Here is a 22,305-nt window from a genome sequence, read left to right as displayed (position 1 = left end):
CAGCGGCGACGGCTGCTCCCAGATAATCTTGCCCGTTAGCTAGATTGGGTGCTGCCGCCAATCAGTTTTTCACACAGGCCCTTAGGAACTACCACGAAGGCATCTTTCTGGCCGTCTTCTTTCGCGGTGCCAGCGCAAGAGCTGGTTTTGGTTGCACAGTCGTTTTGACCGGCTTTAGAAACGCCGTAACACTTCTCTTTGCCAGCCGCTTCTGCGACAGGGGTGGTTGCCAAAGTACCCAGAGCCAGTGCACCGGTAACAGCTGTTGCGATCATTAGATGTTTACTTTTCATAGTATTTCCCTTTGTGTTTGCTAGTAGGTCAACACCCGTATGGCGTTGTCAGCTAGATAAACCGCAGAACGATTAAAAAAATTTCACTGAATCTAAAAAATAGCTGAAGATAGTAAAAAGGCGATCAGTTAGTAAGGTAAAAAAAATGCGTAGCTTCAGCTTGTTAGTGCTAGTAGGTCTGGCCATTGCCAACATCGGATGTAGCCAAGTGGAAGAATTGCCAGCGCCTGCCGAGAAGCGCAGTGCAATGGTGGTATCGGCTGCTCCGGGGTTTGAGCTGGCCAATGGTGATGCACTGTGTGTGCATCCTTTAATAGGGGAGAGTCTGCGCGATCCCCGGCTTGCCAACCTAGCCGCGCTCGAGCAAGTCGAGCCAGTTATCCTTGATCAATTGCAAGGCATGCAATTGCAGGTCGTCGATGGCGACGCGACGTGCCAATACTGGATGGTCTATACGGTGGTGACGTCGCAGCAGCTCAGCGATAGCCAGCTGATTGCCTTGTTTGATATCAGTCCGGGGCTTAATGAGCAGGCGGCCAACGTCGATGGGCGTTTGGCAACCTTGATGTTTAGCGTGGTGGCGCCAGATAGCGGCCGAGTACTGTTTAGCTCCAGTTTGCAGGGGCTGGCAAATACCGCCCAAGATCAGCATGGGCGAGAGTACCTAGATATGGATGACGAGCGCTTGGCCCAAGCGGTGACGGCCTTGCTGCGGCACCTGCCAATGCAGGGGTAAAGTAGGCGTGGAGAAAATGAGGATAAAAAAAACCCGGCTAAGATAACCGGGTATCACAAATAGTGTTTAATTGCAGTGGCATAGATTAGGACCGGCGCTTTTCCAGTTAGTTGCATTTAATTTAAGTTTATTTTCGCGGAATGAGCGCCAAAGCTCGATATAGTGATCTGACTCACGCAACGCGATTGACTTCCACAGGACTTAAACGTAATTTTTAAACAGTTGTTTGAAAATTGTGAGCGAGCTGTGAGACAGGGAACAAAACACAAGATTATGGATTCTGCAGAGCGGCTGTTTGCTGAACGTGGCTTCAGTGACACCTCTTTGCGACTGATTACCTCCCATGCCGAGGTTAACTTGGCATCGGTGAACTACCACTTTGGCTCTAAGAAAGAACTGATTCAAGCGGTGCTGATGCGCTACTTGGAAGCCTTCATGCCCCAGCTTGATCGCGCCATGCAAGCCCACCTTGATAGCGAGCAAGCGCCCAGTCTGGACGATATCTTCAACGCCTTTGTCGAACCCTTACTCTCGATGAATGAGCAGCGAAAGCACGGCACTTCGCTGTTTCTGCTGTTACTCGGTCGCGGCTATACCGACAGCCAGGGCCATCTGCGTAAGTTTATCACCCATCATTTCGGTGAAGTGCTGGATCGCTTTCAGGCCGCGGTAAGGCGTGCGTACCCACAGCTGACGGAAGCCGAGATGTTTTGGCGATTGCACTTTACCCTCGGCACGGTGGTATTCACCATGGCCTCGAGTGCTGCGCTTCGCGACATCGCAAATGCCGATTTTAATGAACAAGTCAACGTTGAGACGCTGATCAGAAAGGTGATCCCTTATCTGGCAGCTGGCGTTGGTGCACCAATACAACAACAATAAAAACACGACGGAATGAGGAACCAACCATGACCCTACTATTAATGTTGCTGACGGCTTTGGTCGTTGTGCTGTGTATCGCTGAAACGCGTAAACGATTCTTCACCCGACATGTGTTTAAGGTGTTTAAGAAGATACTGCCGCCACTCTCGCAAACCGAACAAGAAGCGATGGAAGCGGGCTCGGTGTGGTGGGATGGCGAACTGTTCGGCGGTAAGCCAAACTGGAATACCCTGCATGACTACCCGCAAGCGCGCCTTAGCGAAGAGGAGCAAGCATTTCTCGACAACCAAGTCGCCACCTTGATGGGTATGCTCGACGACTTCGATATCGTGCAAAACCAGCGCGACCTGCCAAAACCGGTCTGGGATTACCTAAAGCAAGAAGGCTTCTTCGCGCTGATCATCCCGAAAAGCTATGGCGGACGAGAATTCTCTGCCTTTGCTAACTCCACCATCGTGAGCACCATCGCCACCCGCAGCTTGTCAGCGGCGGTAACCGTGATGGTGCCCAACTCGCTCGGTCCGGGCGAGCTGCTGATGCACTACGGCACCGAGGAGCAAAAGCAACAGTGGTTGCCTGGCTTGGCCGATGGTACTCATGTACCTTGTTTCGCGCTCACTGGTCCAGAAGCGGGCTCCGATGCAGGTGCGATTCCCGATAAAGGCATTATCTGTAAGGGTGAGTTCAACGGTGAAGAGGTGGTCGGTATTCGGCTCAACTGGAACAAGCGTTATATCACTTTAGCGCCAGTGGCAACCGTGCTTGGTCTGGCCTTCAAGCTCTACGACCCGGAAGGTTTACTGGGCGATGAGCAAGACTTAGGCATTACCTGTGCGTTGATTCCTACCGATCATCCGGGGGTGCGCACTGGCGATCGACACTTCCCACTTGGCTTGGCCTTTATGAATGGACCAACCTTCGGTGAAGACGTGTTTATTCCGCTGGATTGGATCATCGGTGGTAAAGAGTACGCGGGTAAGGGTTGGCGGATGCTGGTGGAGTGCTTGTCTGCTGGGCGCGGTATCTCGTTGCCTGCCTTGGGCACTGCGGTGGGCCATTTATGCTCGCGTAGCACCAGTGCTTATGCCTATGTGCGCAAGCAGTTTGGCCTGTCGATTGGTCGCTTCGAAGGGGTTGAAGAAGCTCTGTCACGGATTGGCGGTTTGACCTACCAACTTGAAGCCGCACGCAGAATGACCGCGGGTGCCTTGGATCTGAAACAGAGCCCGGCGATTGTTACCGCCATCGCCAAATACCATATGACCGAGATGGCGCGCACCGTTCTCAATGATGCGATGGATATCCACGCTGGCCGCGCGATTCAACTTGGTGAGATGAACTATCTGGGTCACGCCTACGCGGCTATCCCGGTTGCCATCACTGTAGAAGGCGCGAATATTTTAACCCGCAACCTGATGATCTTTGGTCAGGGCGCAACACGCTGTCACCCTTATGTGCTCAAAGAGTTGCAAGCAGCGGCCAATCCCGACGAGCAAGCAGGTTTGGATCAGTTCGATAAGCTGCTGGTCAAGCACATTGGCTTTGGCGCGAGCAACTTCTTTGGTGCACTAGGGCAGGGCCTTACCGCTGCGCGTTGGGCGAAAGCGCCAGTCTCTGGCCCCACCGCCAAGTACTATCAACAGCTTGGCCGAATGAGCAAGGCTCTAGCCTTGTGCGCTGATGTGTCGATGCTGGTGATGGGCGGCGATCTTAAGCGCAAGGAGCGTATTTCGGCACGCCTTGGCGATGTGCTTAGCCACCTTTACTTGGCGACCGCCACCTTGAAGCACTATGAAGACCAAGGGCGCATGGCCGAAGAGTTGCCCTTTGTTCAGTGGGCGGTAGAGAACAACCTGTATCAGATTGGTCAGGCTTTAGAAGGTTACTTCCAGAACTTCCCAAGCGGCGCGGTTGCCACTGTCCTTAAGCGAGTAGTGTTCCCGTGGGGTAACCCTTACAAGCTGGTGGATGATGGTGTTTCTCACCGTATTTGCGAGACCATGATGACACCGGGCGCGATGCGCGAGCGCTTGAGCCACTTATGTGTGCTTACCGGCGGCAAAGAGGATCCGGTTTCGCTGATTGAAGATGCCTTCCAGGCCATGTACAAGGTGCAACCGCTGGAGCGCAAGATTGCCAAGGGGCAAAAAGCCGGGCTGTTGCCACGTAAGGTAGCCTTGGAAGAGATTACTGAGCAGGCGCTGGCCCATGAGCTGTTAACCGAAGATGAAGTTGCCCAGTTGTTGGCGGCCGATAAGCTTCGCTATAAAGCCATTCAGGTGGACCACTTCGAGCCGGGTATGCTAGATGCTGAACAGGCGATTGCGTCGGTGCAGTCCGATGTAGCGTAACTACGATGCAGCCCACGTGGCTGCAATAGATAAAAGCCCGGTTTACATACCGGGCTTTTTATGCGCGCTCGTCATAGCTATTAATGAGTTAGTTCGTAGTTTCTTCAGTCCGGTTTGTACATACTGTGTGCGCTAGCTAAATTAGATACAGGCATATGATGTTGGTTAGAAACTGGAGGGTGAGTGCGTGTTGTTGTGTTAGTGATTGCAACGTTGGTGTTTAGTACGCCAATTTTCGCGCAGGATCACTATAAGATATACAGCGTCGAAGCGCCCCCGTTGAGCATGCAACATCCCGAAACGGATTATGGGCGAGGCATCGTGCTTGATGCAGTACTTGAAGCGTTTCGTCGCCTTGATATAAGCGCTCGCGTCGAGTTCATCCCTTGGAAGCGAGCCCAGCGTGAAGTAAGTATGGGCCGCGATGCATTCATTCTTCCCCTCGCCCGAATACCGGAGCGCGAGCAGCGTTTTACTTGGGTTGCACCCGTGATGGACTTGGAGAGGAGTTTTGCCTCGTTACGCCTTCGGGTGGATAGCTATAAGCAAGCGCGCGCAGAGCTAAGGAGTATCGGCGTAGGTTTTGGCACCGCCCAATACCATTTGCTATTGGCGAATGGCTTCTCAGAGCAGCAGTTAGTCGAGATCCTACCCGGTAAAGGGCCGTCGATGCTGGCGCTGGGGCGAATCGATGCCTGGTTTAATGGTACCGACGAGACCTTATGGTATTGGAAGCGAGACCAGCAAATAGAGCCATTATTGGTGGGGGATGCAGTTGCCAGCAATCAACTTTATCTGGCCGCATCACTGGATGTAGACCAAGCGTTGTTGGAGAGCTTGAATCGGAAGATTGTAGAGCTACAACGAGAAGGTTACATCGAAAGGCTTAAAGCGCGTTACCTGGGCGGGGAAGTCGCCAGCCCCGAATAGTCAAAGGCTGGCTAGATGAACACGCTGGCGGTGTTATTTTTCGATACGAGAGTCTTTTAAGCTCTGTTTTACTTTACGCAGGTTCTCACGGAACTTCTCGCCGCGACGCAGGGTAAAGCCCGTTGCCAACACGTCAATTAGTGACATCTGAGCAATGCGCGAGGCCATTGGCATGTAAACATCGGTGTCTTCTGGCACGTCCATCGACAGGACCAAGCTACACTCGGCAGCCAGTGGCGATTCTTTTTTGGTGATGCCAATTACGGTTGAGTCATTTTGGCGCGCCAAATTGGCGATATCGACCATCGCCTTGGTTCGGCCTGTGTGGGAAATCAACACGATAACGTCGTCTTCGGTGGACACGATGCAGCTCATGCGCATCATTACCACGTCATTGAAGCTGCTGACTGGAACGTTGAAACGGAAGAATTTGTTAAGCGCATCTTGCGCGACGGATGCGCTCGCTCCGAGGCCAAAGAAGGAGATCTTCTTTGCTTGGGTGAGGATATCTACCGCTCGATTGACCGCATGTGGATCGAGGCTGTTTTTAGCAGCTTCCAGACAAGCCATGGAGGATTCAAAGATCTTTGAGGTATAGGCCTCTGGGCCATCATCCTCATCAACATGGCGATTCACATAAGGAGTGCCATTTGCGAGGCTTTGTGCCAAATGTAGTTTAAAGTCGGGGAAACCTTTCGTATCCAGACGACGGCAGAAGCGGTTAACCGTTGGCTCGCTCACATCCGCCAATTTGGCTAATGCAGCGATGCTAGAGTGGATAGCGGTTTGAGGGGACGCGATGATTACTTCTGCAACCTTACGCTCCGACTTACTAAAGGTGTCGAGGTTTTTCGTGATTTTTTCTAATGTATTCATAATTTTCGTAATTTTAGCGCGGTCATCCTTAAACACGCGTCAAATGTAATTATTTTTCAAGGTGGCGGCTGACGCGCTGAAAAACCCGCTCCTCTAGTCGATTGCCCTCTAATCATAGACTAGTGACTTTCTCGATTGTATGAGCCAGCTCTAATTATTGAAACAGAGTATCAGGAATTGGTAGTTTTCTAACGAAACTTACAAACAAAAGCGATAGAATTTACTTACAACGATAATGGACTTCCTGCCTGCGAGAGGCAGAGAAACCAGCTTAATTGCATCTAAATCTAGAAGGAAAATCTCATGTCTGAGTACGGCTTGGTCGCCGATGTTGGTGGTACAAATATTCGTCTTGCGTTGGTCAATCTGTCTGATGGCAACATCGATAATATTCAGAAGTTCTTATGCGCCGACTATCCAACCATCACTGACGTTATTCGAACCTATCTTTCTTCTCAAGAAACCCAAGTTACCCAAGCGTGTATCGCTATTGCATGCCCAACGGACAAAGATTGGATTGAGATGACCAATCACAGCTGGGCGTTCTCACAAAAGCAGGTAAAAGCGGATCTAGAGCTAGATAACCTTCACTTAATCAACGACTTTACTGGCATTGCCATGTCTATCCCAACGCTGGGCGAAGACCAAAAGGTACAGGTGAAGAGCGGTGAAGTTAACCCAGACGCACCTATCGCGGTTTACGGACCAGGTACTGGTTTGGGCGTGGCGCACTTGGTGAAACACCAAGGCGAGTTTATCTGTTTGCCGGGCGAGGGCGGTCACGTTGAGTTCGCGCCGAGCGACGATAAAGAGATGCATATTCTTAAGTTCCTGCAAAACCGCTTGGGCCATGTTTCTGCTGAGCGCCTGATGTCAGGCCCGGGCTTGGTGAACATCTACCAAGGTTTGGCGGATTTTTACCAGAAAACCCCTGAGAACTTTGTACCTGCTGATATCACCGAGCGCGGTTTAGACGGAAGTTGCGAGCTGTGTCGTGAGACGATGGAAGTGTTCTGTCGCGTATTGGGGAGCTTTGGCGGCAACCTAGCGCTGAACCTGTCTACCTTTGGCGGTATCTATATCGCTGGTGGCATTATCGGTCGCTTTATGGACTTCTTTAAAGCTAGCGACTTTATCAAGCGCTTCGAAGACAAAGGTCGCTTTAAGGCCTTTGTGAATAAGGTGCCAGTGTTTGTTATCACTGAGTCACAGCCAGGTCTGCAGGGCGCAGCCGCCTACTTGCGTCAAGCCAACGGCTATCGAATCTAAGCGCTTATCGCGCAAGCCAAGGCCCCATTTGGGGCCTTTTTGCTAAATAATCATCTACTTGGTGAAAAGCTCGGCAGTCGGTTGAGTTTTATAGAAAAAGTGGTTGACCGAGTAAGTGAGAATCCGTAATCTAGCGCCTCGTTGATGAGGCATGAGCGTGCTTCTAAAACAAATTGGTGACGTGTCCGAGTGGCTGAAGGAGCACGCCTGGAAAGTGTGTATACGGCAACGTATCGAGAGTTCGAATCTCTCCGTCACCGCCATGTTTAGCAACTTGAGTCTGCGATGAGCAGAGTTGAGTTAGCGCCGGTGAGGTGGCCGAGTGGCTGAAGGCGCTCCCCTGCTAAGGGAGTATAGGGTTTGTAGCCCTATCGAGGGTTCGAATCCCTCCTTCACCGCCATACTAGAAAACCCGTTGCTTGCAACGGGTTTTTTTATGTCTGGGGCATGTCACTGCTTTCAGACGATAAGCAAGTAGGTTATACCAGTCTACATAAGTAACTGATCATTCTTGCTGGTTAAAATCATTGATGACAGCGTCAGCGCTTTAGTAATTAGTCCACTAGTTACGGCAAGCGCCTTCTCGTCCTCAATGATTTTCCCTGCGCAATATCTGACCATTAACTTATCTAGATTGGTATTAAGCGTTGCCAGCCTGAAAAAACGCAGGTAAAAAAATAACCGCCGAAGCGGTTACTTTTTGCAATTGGAATGTGTAAAGCGTTGATCTAGCGGATCTTGAACAGGCGAACCGGGTCGCGTAGGCCTAATAGTTTGGCGGCGTTCTCGAAACCTTGCTGAAGACGATCAATGCTTAAGTTGGAAGTGAACTCAACACAGAGAAGATCTTTCTCTTGCTCGATATTCCAAAGGGTTCCTTCATCTGATGTTGCGTGTTGCACTAGCGGTAAGGCGTGATTAATTGGCGCATTCGCCTTGGCTTTATATCTCATTATTCACCTTTGCGGGTCCTTGCTGACTCCTAACTAGCAAGCCCTAACAATTTTAGTTGTTGAACGACGCGCTGGTACGTATCAACATCCTAAGCTTCTAACCAAAATCCTTTTCAGCGACATCCCTCTATAATAAGCATTCAGCGCCATAAGGCCATCTTTAAATTTATAAAAGTTAACTACAATCAATAGTTTACATAATCTATATGGAAGGGTGATGTGGTGTTGAGGGTGTCAAGCTTGAGTGATCGCAGCAGCCAATTGTTCTGCAAGGTGCTCCAGTACGACCGGGTTGTCTTCAGAGAGGATGTGAGCGCGTGCTTCGTTGCTAAAAGGGAGCAACTCGAGCCAGCGGCAGATACTCCAGCCGGGTGAATCTAAGTGTCTGGCTTCAGGGTGATCGGCGTAACAAGGATGTCGTGCCAGTAGGTTTTCGAGCTGGCGGGAGAGCTGTTCGGATGCACTATGTTGTTGCCACTGCCAGTCGGGGGCGATTTCACACTCAGCGAAGTTGAGCCCATCATCGTCGCGATAGACGTTGTTGATGTTTACCCGTTGCTCTGCGCAGATATCAATGCCGAGCAGTCCGTCTTCGAGCTGTTCAAAGTCATTGATGTAGCAGCGCACGCCTAACTCGTAATCATCGGTGGCTGGCGTAAGGATAAAGCCTTGTCCTGATGAGGTCGCCAAGCTGACTAGCCGCTGGTAGCGTGGCTCAAATATCCGAAGCTTAGAGAGTCCCCCGGGCAGTAACAGCATGGACAGTGGGAACAAAGGTAGCTGCATGTACGCGCCTATCTTGTTGGCAGTGAATCACTCTTAATAGTGTATGTGAGTATAGCGCTGTTCGATCACTGTTCGCTGTCTGCAGAGTCGGCTGTCGATTGCTGCTCACCCGCAGGTGTCGCGATATCCTGTTGCGCTTCTTCTGGCACTGCACCTGGAGCCGTTTCGGGCTCTGCTTGCTGGCTTACCTCTTGTTGAGATGCCGGGAGCTGTGGTGATTCTGGCGGTTTACTCACTGGCGCTGACTGGTCATCTTCAACCGCTGTTGCTTGTGTTGGCACAGGCTCAGTGGGCGTGAGCAGCATGGCTGGCGGTTCCGGCTCGACAGGATCGGGCTTTGGCTCGATGGCTTGGGCGCTTAGATAGCGTTGATGTTCACCGCTTAAGGCGTCGTGTTGAGAGCGAAGGATGACAGAGCGAATGATGTCCTGGTTTTGCTCCAACTCGCTATAGACTTCTGCCAGCCGCGCTTGAAGTAAGCGACTGCGTTGGCGAGACTGCCACAGCTGCGCGCTGAGGGTTTCATGCTGATCGCGCTGCAGCTCCGCTTTGTCGAACAGCCGGGTGATGGTGTCTTGGCCGTCAGCCAGTTGCAGCTTTAACTGGGCGATCTCATTTTCATGTTGTTGCTTGGCATCATTTTGGGCGTTGTGTTGCAAAACGACGATCAACAGCAGAAGCAGCCCTGCGGCTGCAGCGCTAAGCGCGAGCAACTTAATGCCACGTATCTGGCGTTTAAACTTGCTGTTGGACTGGCGTACATGTTCGAGCAGGCGTTGCACTTTTTGCAACTTGGCTGCATCAAGGTGGGTGGGGGCCCCCTGGGTGGATACAAGGGTTGAAAAGGCGGTCTCGTGGCCTTTTCCCTGCTGGATCTGCTCGTAGCTATGATTAACTAACGCCATTAAGGCGTCGCTGCCGCCCTTGTCGGGGTGGCACTGTCTACTGAGCTGTTTATAGCGTTTTTTTAGTGCCTCGGCACTCGCATGCTCGGTCAGGCCGAACATATCCCAATGACTTGCCAATGTACCGCCGTGTCCTTGCAGGTTACTGATAGATATAAAAAAGGGCACGCAATGCGTGCCCTTACTAGTATGCAGAATCTACAGCTTGTCGACCAGCTCTACGGCTTTACCGATGTAGTTTGCAGGCGTCATCGCTTTAAGCTCGTCCTTGGCAGACTCAGGCAGCTCGAGGGAGTCGATAAAGTTACGCATGGCTTCGGCGTCTACACGCTTACCACGGGTCAGCTCTTTGAGCTTCTCGTAAGGCTTCTCGATGCCATAGCGACGCATAACGGTTTGTACAGGCTCTGCCAATACTTCCCAGTTGCCGTCCAGATCGGCCAACAGGTTGTCTTCGTTTACCTGAAGCTTGCTGATGCCTTTCAAGGTTGCTTGGTAGGCAATCAGTGAGTAGCCCACTGCCACACCCAGGTTACGTAGAACGGTTGAGTCGGTCAGATCGCGCTGCCAGCGAGAAACTGGAAGCTTGGCTGCCAAGTGGCCGAATACTGCGTTAGCAATGCCCAAGTTACCTTCAGAGTTTTCGAAGTCGATTGGGTTAACTTTGTGCGGCATGGTGGAAGAGCCAATCTCGCCAGCAATGGTTTTTTGCTTGAAGTGGCCCAGGCAGATGTAACCCCAGATGTCGCGATCGAAGTCGAGCAAGATGGTGTTGAAGCGAGCAATCGCATCAAACAGCTCTGCGATGTAATCGTGTGGCTCGATTTGAGTGGTGTATGGGTTCCAGGTAACGTCCAGTGAAGTAACGAACTCTTCTGAGAACTGGTGCCAGTCAACTTCAGGGTAGGCAGATACGTGAGCGTTGTAGTTACCTACTGCGCCATTGATCTTACCCAGCATTTCAACCGCTTCGATTTGCTTAACTTGACGACGCAGACGTGCAACCACGTTGGCCATTTCTTTACCCATGGTAGAAGGTGACGCAGGCTGGCCGTGAGTACGCGAGAGCAGGGGAGTCGTACGGTACTCTTGCGCCAGACCCGCAATGGCATCAACCAGCTTGTTCAGGTAAGGCAGAATCACGTTTTCGCGCGCTTCGCTTAGCATCAGTGCGTGCGACAGGTTGTTGATGTCTTCTGAGGTACACGCAAAGTGGATGAACTCGCTTACTGCGTCCAGTTCAGTTTGCTCAGCTACTTTCTCTTTAAGGAAGTATTCAACGGCTTTCACATCGTGGTTAGTGGTGCGCTCGATCTCTTTAACGCGGGCTGCGTCTGCTTCGGAGAATTGGGCTACGATGTTGTCGAGGAAGGCGTTAGCGGCGTCAGAAAGGGCTGGAACTTCAGCGATTTGTGGGTGTTTAGCCAGTTTTTGTAACCAACGTACTTCAACGGTTACACGGTACTTAATAAGGCCAAATTCACTAAAGATACTACGAAGTTCAGCGGTTTTATCGCCGTAGCGACCGTCGATAGGTGAAATGGCTGTCAGCGCAGACAGTTCCATGTTGTTCTCCTGATAATGTTTAACTTACACGATTGAGAAAGTCGTTTGCTTGGTTCACATACTTGATCCGAGAAAAGACCAATTGACGACGTTGACCACCAAGCTGTCGCCAAAGCACGGCGGCGCGAATGCCAGCTAGCAGAAGTGCGCGTACTTTATGTTGGACGATGGGTTGCTGCAGAAATGAGACGTTTCCGGCAACTTGAATTCGTGGCCCTAAGGGGCTGATTACGTCGCTGTAGATAGCGGCGATACTGGCCAGCACTTGCTCATCGAGCAGATCGAAATGCTGCAGTTGACGTTCAAGGCGGCCAATGCGCTCGCCAAGAATCGACATGATATCGGGGCGTTTAGCCAGCTTGCGCTCTAGCGCTAAGATGCTGACCACATAGCGCGTTAGCTCTGGGCTGCGGGGGTGTTTGCCGCCGCCGAGTTGCGCGTTAATTGAAGACAGGCCCAGTTTGAGGCTATCGACAGAACCAAAGATATCGATGGTCTGTTCAGCGTCGGTCACGGCGATGCTGTTTAAGCTAGCGCGCATCGACTCTTCATCGCAGCGGCTGGTACGTGCTACATCCTGAACCAGTTTCGCAGCCTGACATAAGGCTGCGAAAGCGATGACCCGCTCTTCTAGCGGTTTTTGCTGGCCGCCTGAGCTCATTCAGTGATCCCGTGTTTCTCTTCGATAATACCGCCACCAAGGCAGACGTCATCGAGATAGAATACCGCCGATTGGCCAGGGGTTACCGCAATCTGTGGCTCGTCGAATACCACTTTAATGGTGTCGTCATCGATGGGCTGAATGGTGCAGGCAACATCGGTTTGGCGGTAGCGGATCTTCACGCTACAGCGTAGCTCTTCAGTGATCGGCTCGCGGCTTACCCAGTGAAGCTGGGCGGCAATCAGCGATTGCGACTTAAGGCGAGGGTGGTTGTGGCCTTGGCCTACGATGAGTACGTTGCGCTCAACGTCTTTGTCGACCACGTACCAGGCTTCGCCGTCACCGCTTTTGGTGCCGCCGATACCCAAGCCTTTACGTTGACCTAAGGTGTGGTACATCAAGCCCTGGTGTTGGCCCATCACGTTACCGTCGGTGTCTTCAATATTGCCAGGTTGCGCTGGTAGGTACTTGCCCAAGAAGTCGGTGAACTTGCGCTCGCCGATGAAGCAGATACCGGTAGAGTCTTTTTTGTCGGCGGTCACTAAGCCTTGCTCTTCAGCGATGCGACGCACTTCAGGCTTTTCGATTCCGCCAACCGGGAACAGGGTCTGCGCTACGTGCTTTTCTGCCAAGGTGTAGAGGAAGTAGCTTTGGTCTTTGTTGTTATCCAGACCGCGTAGCATCTCCCAGCGACCATTGACTTCGCGGCGTTGCACATAGTGGCCGGTAGCGATGTAGTCGGCTTGCAGCTCTTCAGCGGCAAACTCAAGGAAGGCTTTAAACTTGATTTCCTTGTTACACATGATGTCTGGGTTCGGGGTACGACCCGCTTTGTACTCTTCTAAGAAGTGCTCAAAGACGTTGTCCCAGTACTCTGCTGCAAAGTTGATGGTATGCAAGTGGATCCCGAGTTTGTCACAGACGGCTTGCGCATCGGCCAAATCTTCCGCCGCAGCACAGTACTCGTCATTGTCGTCTTCTTCCCAGTTTTTCATGAATAGACCTTCAACTTGATAGCCCTGTTGAAGGAGTAGATATGCAGATACTGAAGAGTCTACGCCGCCGGACATACCGACGATGACTTTTTTGGTGCTGTTGGCGTTCATTGGATACCTAGGTTGAAATTTCGCGGCATTCTAACAGAAAGAATTGCGCTTAAACAGCGCCTGAGCAAGGGAAATTCCAGCTCACGGCTTGGGCGGATGCAGCGCCTGATATTTCCCTGTTTCGATACCGTCTAAGGTGTAGCTACCGATGCGATAACGCACCAGTCGCAGCGTAGGAAAACCGATGGCGGCGGTCATCCGCCGTACCTGTCGGTTACGGCCCTCACTAATTACGATTTTAAGCCAAGTGGTAGGGATGTTCGCCCGAAAACGCACCGGTGGATTGCGTGGCCATAGCGTAGGCTCGGGAATGATCTCGACCTTAGCCGGAAGGGTGGGGCCGTCTTTAAGCTCAACGCCCTTGCGAAGCTTATCTAGGTCACTGTCATTGGGGGCGCCATCCACTTGAACCCAATACTCTTTGCTGGTCTTTTTCTTGGGGTTCGCCATACGATGTTGCAGCTGACCGTCGTTGGTTAACAGCAGCAAGCCTTCGCTGTCGCGATCTAGGCGCCCGGCTGCATAGACATTCGGTATGTCGATGTAGTCTTTAAGGGTGCTACGGCCCTCTTGATCGGTAAACTGACACAACACATCAAAGGGTTTATTGAACAATATAACTTTGCGCTCGGCGGGAGAAACGCGTGGCTTGTTAGCACGTTGAGGGCGGCGTCCGCGGGCGGGACGAGGCTTAGGTGATACAGTGTTTTTCATCGCGCTATGATAGCAAATCTACTTGCCCAAGACAGCATAGAAGCGCTGAAGATGGGCGTTTATTCAAGCGCCTAGTCCAACTATTGATGCTTGAATCGGCAATTGGTCTGCCCAGTCTAAAAGCATGTTAATACTTTATTAAATGGTTTATTATCGTTGCGCATTTGAACAATAACAGGACGTAGGAGAACGCTGTGGAAAGCAAACTTGTTGTTCCCAATGGTGGCGCTAAGATCACCGTCAATGACCAAGGCAAGTTGGTCGTGCCAAACAACCCAATCATCCCTTACATCGAAGGTGATGGCATCGGTGCCGACGTGTCACCAGCCATGCTTAAAGTGGTCGATGCCGCAGTAGAGAAAGCCTATGGTGCTGAGCGCAAGATCCACTGGATGGAGATCTACGCGGGTGAGAAATCGACCCAAGTATATGGCGAAGACACCTGGCTGCCAGAAGAGACGCTGCAAGCTGTAAAAGATTACTGTGTGTCCATTAAAGGCCCACTGACTACCCCAGTTGGCGGTGGTATTCGCTCGCTAAACGTTGCGCTGCGTCAAGAGCTTGACCTATACACCTGTCTGCGCCCGGTTCGCTACTTCAATGGTGTACCAAGCCCACTGAAGCAGCCAGAGCTGACTGACATGGTGATCTTCCGTGAGAACTCTGAAGACATCTACGCCGGTATCGAGTGGCAAGCGGGTACGCCTGAGGCCGATAAAGTGATCGACTTCCTGCAAAGTGAAATGGGCGTGAACAAGATCCGCTTCCCACAAGAGTGTGGTATCGGCGTTAAGCCAGTGTCTAAAGCCGGTACCCAACGCTTGGTACGTGCCGCTATTGAATACGCGATTGCCAACGACCGCGACTCGCTAACCTTGGTGCACAAAGGCAACATCATGAAGTTCACCGAAGGTTCATTCAAAGACTGGGGCTACGAGCTGGCTCAACAAGAGTTCGGTGCCGAGCTGCTGGACGGCGGCCCATGGTGCAAGCTGACTAACCCTAACACTGGCAAAGAGATCATCATCAAAGACTCGATTGCCGATGCATTCTTGCAGCAAATCCTGTTGCGCCCAGCCGAGTACGACGTCATCGCCACCTTGAACCTAAACGGTGACTACGTATCAGATGCGCTGGCAGCTCAAGTTGGTGGTATCGGTATCGCACCGGGCGCCAACATTGGCGACGGTGTTGCGCTATTTGAAGCCACCCACGGTACTGCACCTAAGTATGCTGGCCAAGACAAGGTAAACCCAGGTTCGGTTATCCTGTCTGCTCAAATGATGCTAGTACACATGGGTTGGACTGAAGCAGCCCAGCTGATTGAAAAAGGCATGGAAGGCGCTATCGAAGCGAAGACCGTGACCTATGACTTTGAACGTTTGATGGATGGTGCCACTTTGCGTAGCTGTTCAGAGTTCGCTGGCGACATTATCAGCAACATGTAATTGTTCTGGAATCGCTCAATGCTTAGCGTTGAGCGATAAGCCCTTGGGGCAGATACAAAAAAAGCAGGCTTAGGCCTGCTTTTTTGCTGTGTGATTTGCCACTATTTCTGTTGATCATCGAACACGATACTGACGGCGTGACTGCCTTTGGGACCTTGTTGCATCTCGAACTGGACCGGTTGGCCTGCTTTTAGCGTGCGATAACCTTCCATTTGAATTGTCGAGTAGTGGGCGAAAATATCTTCTCCGCCATTATCTGGACAAATAAAACCAAATCCCTTTGCATTGTTAAACCACTTCACTGTTCCGGTTGGCATACGACATATCCCTATCTGTATTTAACTTACACACCGACCAAGTTTCATCCCTGAGGTGTTAGCAGTTAACAATTTAGTAAAATAATTCTCACAGTCAAGTGGTAGAGGGAAATTTGTGAGGCTCGCTCAAACTAATCCTAGCCATGGGGTACTAAAGGCGGTATTTTGGACGTGTTAAAGTCATTTTCTACTATATTTTTCTATGAGCAAGTTGTCCGATTGGCTCGATGTTGAAGAGTTAACCCGCACCGCTAAAGTCAAGGTTGAGCCGCCAAAGTTGTTCAAGGTTGTGCTGAACAACGACGATTACACACCGATGGATTTTGTTGTCGAGGTATTGCAGCAATTTTTTAACATGGAGTTAGACAAAGCTACGCAGGTAATGTTAACCATTCATTACAGCGGTAAGGGTATTTGTGGCATTTTTACCGCTGACATTGCAGAGACCAAGGCCGCGCAAGTGAATAGTTATGCCAGAGAGAACGAGCACCCGTTAATGTGCACGATGGAGCCGGCATAACAGGAAGTAAACAGAGCTTTTTAGGGGGCTATTTATGCTGAACAAAGAGTTGGAAAACACCTTAAACATTGCATTCAAGGAGGCGCGCCAGCAGCAACACGAATTTATGACAGTCGAGCATTTACTCCTCGCTCTACTTGAAAACTCGTCTGCCAAAGAAGCATTACTTGCTTGCGGCGCTAATCTTAAACAGCTCAGCGAAGAGCTTAGTAGTTTCATCCAACAAACCACGCCTGTTATCCCTGAAGGTGAATCCGAACGAGAAACCCAGCCAACACTTGGCTTCCAGCGCGTATTGCAACGTGCGGTGTTCCATGTGCAGTCGTCTGGGAATAGCGAAGTTAGCGGTGCCAATGTTCTGGTGGCTATCTTCTCTGAACAAGAAAGCCAAGCCGTATACTTCCTCAAGAAAGCAGATATTAGCCGCTTGGATGTGGTGAACTTTATTTCCCACGGTATTCGTAAGGATGAGTCGGACAAAGAAGACAGCCCAGCGCCTGAAGCCGAAGCCTCTCCCGAAGATACCAAGCAGCTAGAGAACTTTGCCACCAACCTCAATCAGTTGGTGCTGAAGGGCAAAATCGACCCACTTATCGGCCGTGATAAAGAGTTGGGCCGTACCATTCAGGTACTTTGCCGCCGCCGCAAGAACAACCCACTGTTAGTCGGCGAAGCCGGGGTAGGTAAGACCGCCATCGCAGAAGGTCTGGCCTATCGCATCGTCCATGAAGATGTCCCTGAAGTGATTAAAGATGCGACCATCTATTCACTGGATATTGGCTCGCTGCTTGCCGGTACCAAGTACCGCGGCGACTTTGAAAAACGCTTTAAAGCCTTGCTTAAGCAGCTGGAAAGCGCTGAGAATGCCATTCTGTTTATCGATGAGATCCACACCATTATCGGTGCGGGGGCTGCTTCGGGTGGCCAGCTTGATGCCGCTAACCTGATCAAGCCACTATTAAGTAACGGCCTGCTGCGCTGCATCGGCTCGACTACCTACCAAGAGTACAACCAGATCTTCGAGAAAGACCGAGCGCTGGCTCGCCGCTTCCAGAAGGTGGACATTGTAGAGCCAACCATCGATGACACAACCAAGATCTTGCTTGGGCTCAAGAGCCGCTACGAAGCGCACCACGATGTTCGCTACACCAAGCAGGCGATGCGCAGTGCTGCTGAGCTGTCGGCTAAGTACATTAATGAGCGCCATCTGCCTGACAAAGCCATCGACGTGATTGATGAAGCTGGCGCCAGCATGCGCATGCTACCAACCAGCAAGCGCAAAAAAACCATCGGTGTTGCCGATATCGAAGCGATTGTTGCCAAGATTGCGCGCATTCCTGAGGCTAAGGTTTCGTCCTCTGACCGGGAAGTACTACGTGGCCTTAATGAAACCCTCAAGATGGTGGTGTTCGGACAAGATCCCGCTATCGATGTACTGGTTGATGCGATCCGCCTGAACCGCTCTGGCTTGGGTGTTGAGAACAAGCCGGTCGGCTCGTTCTTGTTTGCTGGCCCAACCGGGGTAGGTAAAACCGAGGTAACCCAGCAGCTAGCCAAAGCGATGGGCGTTGAGCTAATTCGTTTCGATATGTCTGAGTACATGGAGCGTCACGCGGTTAGCCGCTTGATTGGCGCACCTCCGGGCTATGTGGGTTATGACCAAGGTGGCTTGCTCACCGATGCAGTGCTCAAGCATCCTCATTGTGTGGTATTGCTCGATGAGATTGAGAAGGCGCATGAAGACGTGTTTAACCTGCTGTTGCAGGTGATGGACCACGGTACCCTGACCGACAATAACGGCCGTCAAGCTGACTTCCGCAACGTCATCCTGGTGATGACCAGTAATGCAGGCGTGAAGGAAACACAGCGTAGCTCGATTGGCTTCAAAGAGCAGGACCTGAGCTTTGATGCGATGGACGAGATCAACAGGATCTTCGCACCTGAGTTCCGTAACCGTCTGGATAATATTATCTGGTTCAATCACCTTGATCAGACCATTATCGAACAGGTGGTGGATAAGTTTATCGTTGAGCTACAAGCACAGCTGGACTCGAACGGCGTGTCGATGGAAGTCGAAGATGCTGCAAGACAATGGCTATGCGAGAAGGGTTACGATCGGGCAATGGGCGCTCGTCCAATGGCGCGGGTAATCCGAGAGCAATTACGTAAGCCACTGGCCAACGAGATCTTGTTTGGCAAGCTCAATGCGGGCGGGCACGTTGATGTGCGTCTAAGTGGTGATGAGTTGGAGTTTGTCTACGAAGACGAAACCGCCGAAGCGTAAGATGAAAGCGCCAACTAAGGTTGGCGTTTAGCAGACGCAAAAAAGCCAGGTTTAACCTGGCTTTTTTCATGCTGATGATCGATGAGTTGGCGTTAAGCCAAACGGCGATTATCGAGCGCGGAAGACAATGCGGCCTTTTGACAAGTCATAAGGAGTCAACTGCACAGTTACTTTGTCACCGGTTAGAATGCGGATGTAGTTTTTACGCATTTTGCCAGAGATGTGTGCAGTTACCACGTGGCCATTTTCAAGCTCTACGCGGAACATAGTGTTAGGCAGAGTCTCTAGGATCGTGCCCTGCATTTCGATATTGTCTTCTTTCGCCATTGAATCCTCTAAGGGTGAGCCACTATAAAAAACGCAGGGAGAATGCCAGATTTAGCGGCTTGTGTAAAGTTTATCCGCAACAATCAACGCCATTTATGGCCATCAAATCGCAGGTGAGGGCGAAACTGGCGTTTATAGTTCATTTTTGCACACTCATCGACCTGCAACCCAAGATAAAGCCATGCTTGCCCCAGCTGCTTAACTCGCTCGATCTGCTGAAGAATCATAACCTTGCCGAGCGAAGGGTAAATCGACTCAGGCTCGAAAAAGGTGTACACCGCACTGAGGCCATCTGGGAGTACATCGCATATCGCCACGGCAATTAGCTGCTGATCATCGAAGGCGCGCAATATAGAGGCTTCAACGCCATTGCCTGCAAGCAGCTGTTGGTAGCTAGACGGTGTCGCCGGATACATGCCACCATCGCTGTGGCGCTCGGCGATGTAGCGCTCATACAAGTCATACTCTTGGGCTGAGCTAGCGCCATTCCACTTGAAGCGCAGTCCCTTGGCTTTAGCGGATACCCGCTTTTGCGAGCGTGAGGGAATGAACTTGCTACAGTCGACTTTAAGCGACTCACACGCCTGACACTCGGCGCAATGTGGGCGGTAGATATAGTCACCACTGCGACGAAAGCCGTGTTCAATCAGGCTTGGGTAGACTTGGCGGTTCTCTTCGGGGCTTTGTGTTATGGCTACCAACAAGCGCTCAGACTGCCCCTCGAGATAGGGACAGGGCGTCTCACCGGTTAAGCCAAACTGGATATTGCTCATAGGGGTAAGGCTAGCGTTTGCGGTCGCCAGCAGTCCAGCGAAATAGGTCGCTCGCGGTGCGAGTGCAGCAGCGTGCCAAAGTCCTCACGGCTGATAGGCTGCATACCCAAGCTGATGAGGTGAGGGTTCTCTATCTGTCCATCAATGTAACAACCGTCGTGGAGGCTGAAATGCTGGGCGAAGCTGTAGAATGCCAGCTTCGAAGCGTTACTGGTGCGATGGAACATCGATTCGCCACAAAATACCGCGCCTACCGCTATGCCATACAAGCCTCCAACCAAGGTATCCTCGTCCCACACCTCTACAGAGTGAGCATGGCCCAGTCGATGCAGGTGGCCGTAGGCTTCGCACATAACCGGCAAAATCCAGGTATTACCCGCGCGTTCATTCGCGCAGGCCTGGATGACCTCATCGAAGGCATGGTTGATGGTGACCTTAAGCGATGTATTACGGCAGAACTTGCGCATCGAGCGCTGACCAACCGGATGCGGCAGCGAACAACCGATACGCGGGTCGGGGCTCCACCACAGTACTGGCTGGTCTTCCTCAAACCAAGGGAAGATCCCTTGCTGATAAGCGGCGACCAACAGCTCAGGCGACAGTACGTTGCCCAGTGCTAGCAGACCGTTGGGGTCATCCAGCGCCTCGGCGGGTGAGGGAAAATCTTCGGGGGTGGCTACGTATGGTAGTTGCATAAGAAAAAGGCCGACTGGGTCGGCCTTGCATGGTTAGTCGTTCAGGCTATCGAGGTAGCGCTCTGCATCAAGTGCGGCCATACAACCCGCGCCTGCTGAGGTGATAGCTTGACGATAGATATGGTCGGCTACATCACCTGCTGCGAACACGCCCGGTACCGAGGTCGCCGTGGCATTGCCGTTGCTGCCGGAGTTAATGGAGAGATAACCGTCGTTCATCTCCAGCTGCCCTTCGAAGATTTGGGTATTTGGCTGGTGACCAATGGCGATAAACACACCCATCACTTCTAATTCACGAGTTTCACCGGTTTTTACGTCTTGAGTACGCAGTCCGGTTACGCCCATCTCGTCGCCGAGCACTTCATCGAGGGTTTGCTCAAGGTGCAAAACGATGTTGCCGTTTTCAACTTTATCCATCAAACGCTTGGTGAGGATCTTCTCTGAGCGGAAGCTGTCACGACGGTGAATCAGATGCACCTCTGAGGCGATATTTGATAGATACAGCGCCTCTTCAACAGCGGTGTTGCCGCCACCGACTACTGCAACTTTCTGGTTGCGATAAAAGAATCCGTCACAGGTCGCACACGCTGATACGCCTTTACCTTTAAATGCCTCTTCAGATTCCAGACCGAGGTATTTCGCTGATGCGCCAGTGGCAATGATCAGCGCATCACAGGTGTACTCGGCGCTGTCGCCTTTCAGCTTGTAAGGCTTGCTGTTGAAATCAACTTCATTGATGTGGTCGAAAACCACTTGGGTTTCAAAACGCTCAGCGTGGGCGAGCATACGCTCCATCAATGCTGGGCCGGTTAAGCCTTCAGCGTCGCCCGGCCAGTTCTCAACCTCGGTGGTGGTGGTGAGCTGGCCGCCTTGCTGCATACCGGTAATCAATACCGGGTTTAGGTTGGCACGAGCGGCATAGACCGCAGCGGTGTAACCGGCAGGGCCTGAGCCGAGGATAATCAATGGGTGGTGTACTGACTGACTCATGGTGATGAAATATGTCCTTGTTTGCGATGTAAACAATATGCGGTCAAAAGTTGCAAACTCAAGCTAAAAAGTGAAGAAAAGAATCGCAACAGCCAATTTTGCAACAGCTTGGTCACAGCATAATCTTCAGCTTTGTTCCCGACAAATGAAAAAACAATATATGGATATAGCGATTGTTCTAGCTAAAAATTTTGCATTGGGCTTGATAGTACTCGCTTTTTGTGAAATAAATAAACAAGAAAGCGGCGGCGTTTGTCCGGACTCTGTTCTGTAGCCCGATATTTCGGCCCGTTATCGTCACTTGCTCCCTATTTTATGTACAGCTTCGGCAAGTCCAGGGTAGGTAAACTGTGGTTGTAACGCAGTATGAGGGGAGGGTGATTACACACTCGTTAATATGGAAGCTAAAGGTCGACCAATGAAGGAACTGGATCGAATTGATCGCAATATCTTGAATGAATTGCAAAAAGATGGACGAATTTCTAACGTAGAGCTGTCGAAACGTGTAGGCCTCAGCCCCACGCCTTGCTTGGAGCGAGTACGACGGTTAGAGCGCCAAGGGTATATCTCCGGTTATACCGCAATCCTAAATCCCCAATATCTTGACGCCTCATTGCTGGTTTTTGTCGAAATCACCCTTAATCGCGGTGCCCCGGATGTGTTTGAGCAGTTTAACCACGCTGTTCAGCAACTCGAAGAGATCCAAGAGTGTCATCTTGTATCCGGTGACTTTGATTACCTGTTGAAAACGCGCGTAGCTGACATGTCAGCCTACCGTCGTTTGCTGGGTGAAACGCTGTTGCGCCTACCGGGTGTTAACGACACGCGTACCTATGTAGTAATGGAAGAAGTTAAACAAAGCAATCGCCTGGTAATCAAAGGCTAACGCGTTTTAACTAGTTGAAAATTCTGTTACATTGAAA

General features: G+C 51.3%; 24 protein-coding genes and 2 tRNA genes. 12 read left to right on the top strand and 14 right to left on the bottom strand.

The features are described from left to right. Positions 1–35: 35 nt before the first annotated feature. A complete protein-coding gene (locus G461_RS0115830; protein WP_026960002.1) occupies positions 36–293 on the bottom strand; it encodes a BufA1 family periplasmic bufferin-type metallophore in 258 nt (85 codons plus the stop codon). Between the two features lie 145 nt (positions 294–438). Between G461_RS0115830 and G461_RS0115825 the strand changes: the two genes are divergently transcribed. From G461_RS0115825 to G461_RS0115810, 4 genes are all read left to right on the top strand, one after another. Next, a complete protein-coding gene (locus tag G461_RS0115825; RefSeq protein ID WP_026972568.1) occupies positions 439–1,029 on the top strand; it encodes a hypothetical protein in 591 nt (196 codons plus the stop codon). A gap of 246 nt (positions 1,030–1,275) precedes the next feature. Continuing rightward, positions 1,276–1,911: a TetR family transcriptional repressor PsrA gene (gene psrA, locus G461_RS0115820; protein ID WP_026960000.1), complete on the top strand. Its 636-nt coding sequence runs from the start codon at positions 1,276–1,278 to the stop codon at positions 1,909–1,911. Between the two features lie 26 nt (positions 1,912–1,937). Beyond that, entirely contained in the window at positions 1,938–4,262 is a 2,325-nt protein-coding gene (locus G461_RS0115815) for an acyl-CoA dehydrogenase (RefSeq protein WP_026972567.1), read from the top strand. A 183-nt stretch (positions 4,263–4,445) separates the two neighbouring features. Beyond that, entirely contained in the window at positions 4,446–5,192 is a 747-nt protein-coding gene (locus tag G461_RS0115810) for a substrate-binding periplasmic protein (RefSeq protein ID WP_051333607.1), read from the top strand. A 33-nt stretch (positions 5,193–5,225) separates the two neighbouring features. On the opposite strand, the gene G461_RS0115805 is transcribed toward G461_RS0115810, so the two are convergent. After that, positions 5,226–6,068 carry a MurR/RpiR family transcriptional regulator gene (locus G461_RS0115805; protein WP_026959998.1) on the bottom strand — a complete coding sequence of 281 codons (843 nt, stop codon included), beginning with the start codon at positions 6,066–6,068 and terminating at the stop codon, positions 5,226–5,228. Between the two features lie 303 nt (positions 6,069–6,371). Between G461_RS0115805 and G461_RS0115800 the strand changes: the two genes are divergently transcribed. The 3 genes from G461_RS0115800 (at position 6,372) to G461_RS0115790 (ending at position 7,738) form a co-directional block, all read left to right on the top strand. Continuing rightward, entirely contained in the window at positions 6,372–7,337 is a 966-nt protein-coding gene (locus G461_RS0115800) for a glucokinase (RefSeq protein ID WP_026972565.1), read from the top strand. Between the two features lie 175 nt (positions 7,338–7,512). Continuing rightward, positions 7,513–7,600 (top strand) — tRNA-Ser (locus G461_RS0115795). Between the two features lie 45 nt (positions 7,601–7,645). After that, positions 7,646–7,738, top strand: a tRNA-Ser gene (locus G461_RS0115790). A gap of 327 nt (positions 7,739–8,065) precedes the next feature. Here G461_RS0115790 and G461_RS0115785 read toward each other — a convergent pair. The 7 genes from G461_RS0115785 to G461_RS0115755 all read right to left on the bottom strand — a co-directional run bounded on the left by G461_RS0115785 (position 8,066) and on the right by G461_RS0115755 (position 14,028). Beyond that, positions 8,066–8,290, bottom strand: coding sequence for a hypothetical protein (locus tag G461_RS0115785; protein ID WP_026959996.1), 225 nt, complete (start codon positions 8,288–8,290; stop codon positions 8,066–8,068). Between the two features lie 234 nt (positions 8,291–8,524). Continuing rightward, positions 8,525–9,076, bottom strand: coding sequence for an LON peptidase substrate-binding domain-containing protein (locus G461_RS24445; RefSeq protein WP_051333606.1), 552 nt, complete (start codon positions 9,074–9,076; stop codon positions 8,525–8,527). Between the two features lie 65 nt (positions 9,077–9,141). Continuing rightward, positions 9,142–10,149: a J domain-containing protein gene (locus G461_RS0115775; protein ID WP_157360339.1), complete on the bottom strand. Its 1,008-nt coding sequence runs from the start codon at positions 10,147–10,149 to the stop codon at positions 9,142–9,144. A gap of 30 nt (positions 10,150–10,179) precedes the next feature. Continuing rightward, positions 10,180–11,547, bottom strand: a complete 1,368-nt coding sequence (gene purB / locus G461_RS0115770) for an adenylosuccinate lyase (RefSeq protein ID WP_026972563.1) — start codon at positions 11,545–11,547, stop codon at positions 10,180–10,182. A gap of 19 nt (positions 11,548–11,566) precedes the next feature. Continuing rightward, on the bottom strand, positions 11,567–12,208 hold the full coding sequence (hflD, locus tag G461_RS0115765) for a high frequency lysogenization protein HflD (RefSeq protein ID WP_035480448.1): 642 nt from the start codon (positions 12,206–12,208) through the stop codon (positions 11,567–11,569). After that, positions 12,205–13,314, bottom strand: coding sequence for a tRNA 2-thiouridine(34) synthase MnmA (mnmA, locus tag G461_RS0115760; RefSeq protein ID WP_026972561.1), 1,110 nt, complete (start codon positions 13,312–13,314; stop codon positions 12,205–12,207). The genes hflD and mnmA overlap by 4 nt, the downstream gene beginning before the upstream one ends. A gap of 81 nt (positions 13,315–13,395) precedes the next feature. Then, complete coding sequence (locus G461_RS0115755; protein ID WP_026972560.1) at positions 13,396–14,028, bottom strand: pseudouridine synthase; 633 nt, start codon at positions 14,026–14,028, stop codon at positions 13,396–13,398. 194 nt (positions 14,029–14,222) lie between these two features. Here G461_RS0115755 and icd point away from each other — a divergent pair, with 194 nt between their 5' ends. Then, entirely contained in the window at positions 14,223–15,476 is a 1,254-nt protein-coding gene (gene icd, locus G461_RS0115750; RefSeq protein ID WP_026972559.1) for an NADP-dependent isocitrate dehydrogenase, read from the top strand. A 101-nt stretch (positions 15,477–15,577) separates the two neighbouring features. Here the strand turns inward: icd and cspD are convergent, their stop codons facing one another. Continuing rightward, complete coding sequence (gene cspD, locus G461_RS0115745; RefSeq protein ID WP_026959990.1) at positions 15,578–15,793, bottom strand: cold shock domain-containing protein CspD; 216 nt, start codon at positions 15,791–15,793, stop codon at positions 15,578–15,580. 202 nt (positions 15,794–15,995) lie between these two features. Between cspD and clpS the strand changes: the two genes are divergently transcribed. Both clpS and clpA read left to right on the top strand, forming a co-directional pair. Further along, the gene (gene clpS / locus G461_RS0115740; protein ID WP_026972558.1) at positions 15,996–16,313 is read left to right on the top strand and encodes an ATP-dependent Clp protease adapter ClpS; all 318 of its coding nucleotides are present in this window, start codon (positions 15,996–15,998) and stop codon (positions 16,311–16,313) included. Positions 16,314–16,347: 34 nt separating this feature from the next. Beyond that, positions 16,348–18,597: an ATP-dependent Clp protease ATP-binding subunit ClpA gene (gene clpA / locus G461_RS0115735; RefSeq protein WP_026972557.1), complete on the top strand. Its 2,250-nt coding sequence runs from the start codon at positions 16,348–16,350 to the stop codon at positions 18,595–18,597. A 108-nt stretch (positions 18,598–18,705) separates the two neighbouring features. Here clpA and infA read toward each other — a convergent pair whose 3' ends face one another. The 4 genes from infA to trxB all read right to left on the bottom strand — a co-directional run bounded on the left by infA (position 18,706) and on the right by trxB (position 21,382). Then, positions 18,706–18,924, bottom strand: coding sequence for a translation initiation factor IF-1 (infA, locus tag G461_RS0115730; protein ID WP_026959988.1), 219 nt, complete (start codon positions 18,922–18,924; stop codon positions 18,706–18,708). 83 nt (positions 18,925–19,007) lie between these two features. Continuing rightward, positions 19,008–19,697 carry an arginyltransferase gene (locus tag G461_RS0115725; protein ID WP_026972556.1) on the bottom strand — a complete coding sequence of 230 codons (690 nt, stop codon included), beginning with the start codon at positions 19,695–19,697 and terminating at the stop codon, positions 19,008–19,010. Beyond that, entirely contained in the window at positions 19,694–20,392 is a 699-nt protein-coding gene (aat, locus tag G461_RS0115720) for a leucyl/phenylalanyl-tRNA--protein transferase (RefSeq protein WP_026972555.1), read from the bottom strand. Before aat ends, G461_RS0115725 begins: the two co-directional genes overlap by 4 nt. A 33-nt stretch (positions 20,393–20,425) precedes the next feature. Further along, a complete protein-coding gene (gene trxB / locus G461_RS0115715; RefSeq protein ID WP_026972554.1) occupies positions 20,426–21,382 on the bottom strand; it encodes a thioredoxin-disulfide reductase in 957 nt (318 codons plus the stop codon). A gap of 70 nt (positions 21,383–21,452) precedes the next feature. Between trxB and G461_RS26645 the strand changes: the two genes are divergently transcribed. After that, positions 21,453–21,656 carry a hypothetical protein gene (locus G461_RS26645; RefSeq protein ID WP_157360338.1) on the top strand — a complete coding sequence of 68 codons (204 nt, stop codon included), beginning with the start codon at positions 21,453–21,455 and terminating at the stop codon, positions 21,654–21,656. Positions 21,657–21,779: 123 nt separating this feature from the next. Next, on the top strand, positions 21,780–22,268 hold the full coding sequence (lrp, locus tag G461_RS0115710; RefSeq protein ID WP_035478089.1) for a leucine-responsive transcriptional regulator Lrp: 489 nt from the start codon (positions 21,780–21,782) through the stop codon (positions 22,266–22,268). The last annotated feature ends 37 nt before the right edge of the window (positions 22,269–22,305 follow it).

It is taken from the genome of Aliagarivorans marinus DSM 23064 (assembly GCF_000429485.1).
GTDB classification, from domain to species: Bacteria; Pseudomonadota; Gammaproteobacteria; order Enterobacterales; family Celerinatantimonadaceae; genus Aliagarivorans; species Aliagarivorans marinus.
This window is presented reverse-complemented; position numbering and strand designations above follow the sequence as displayed.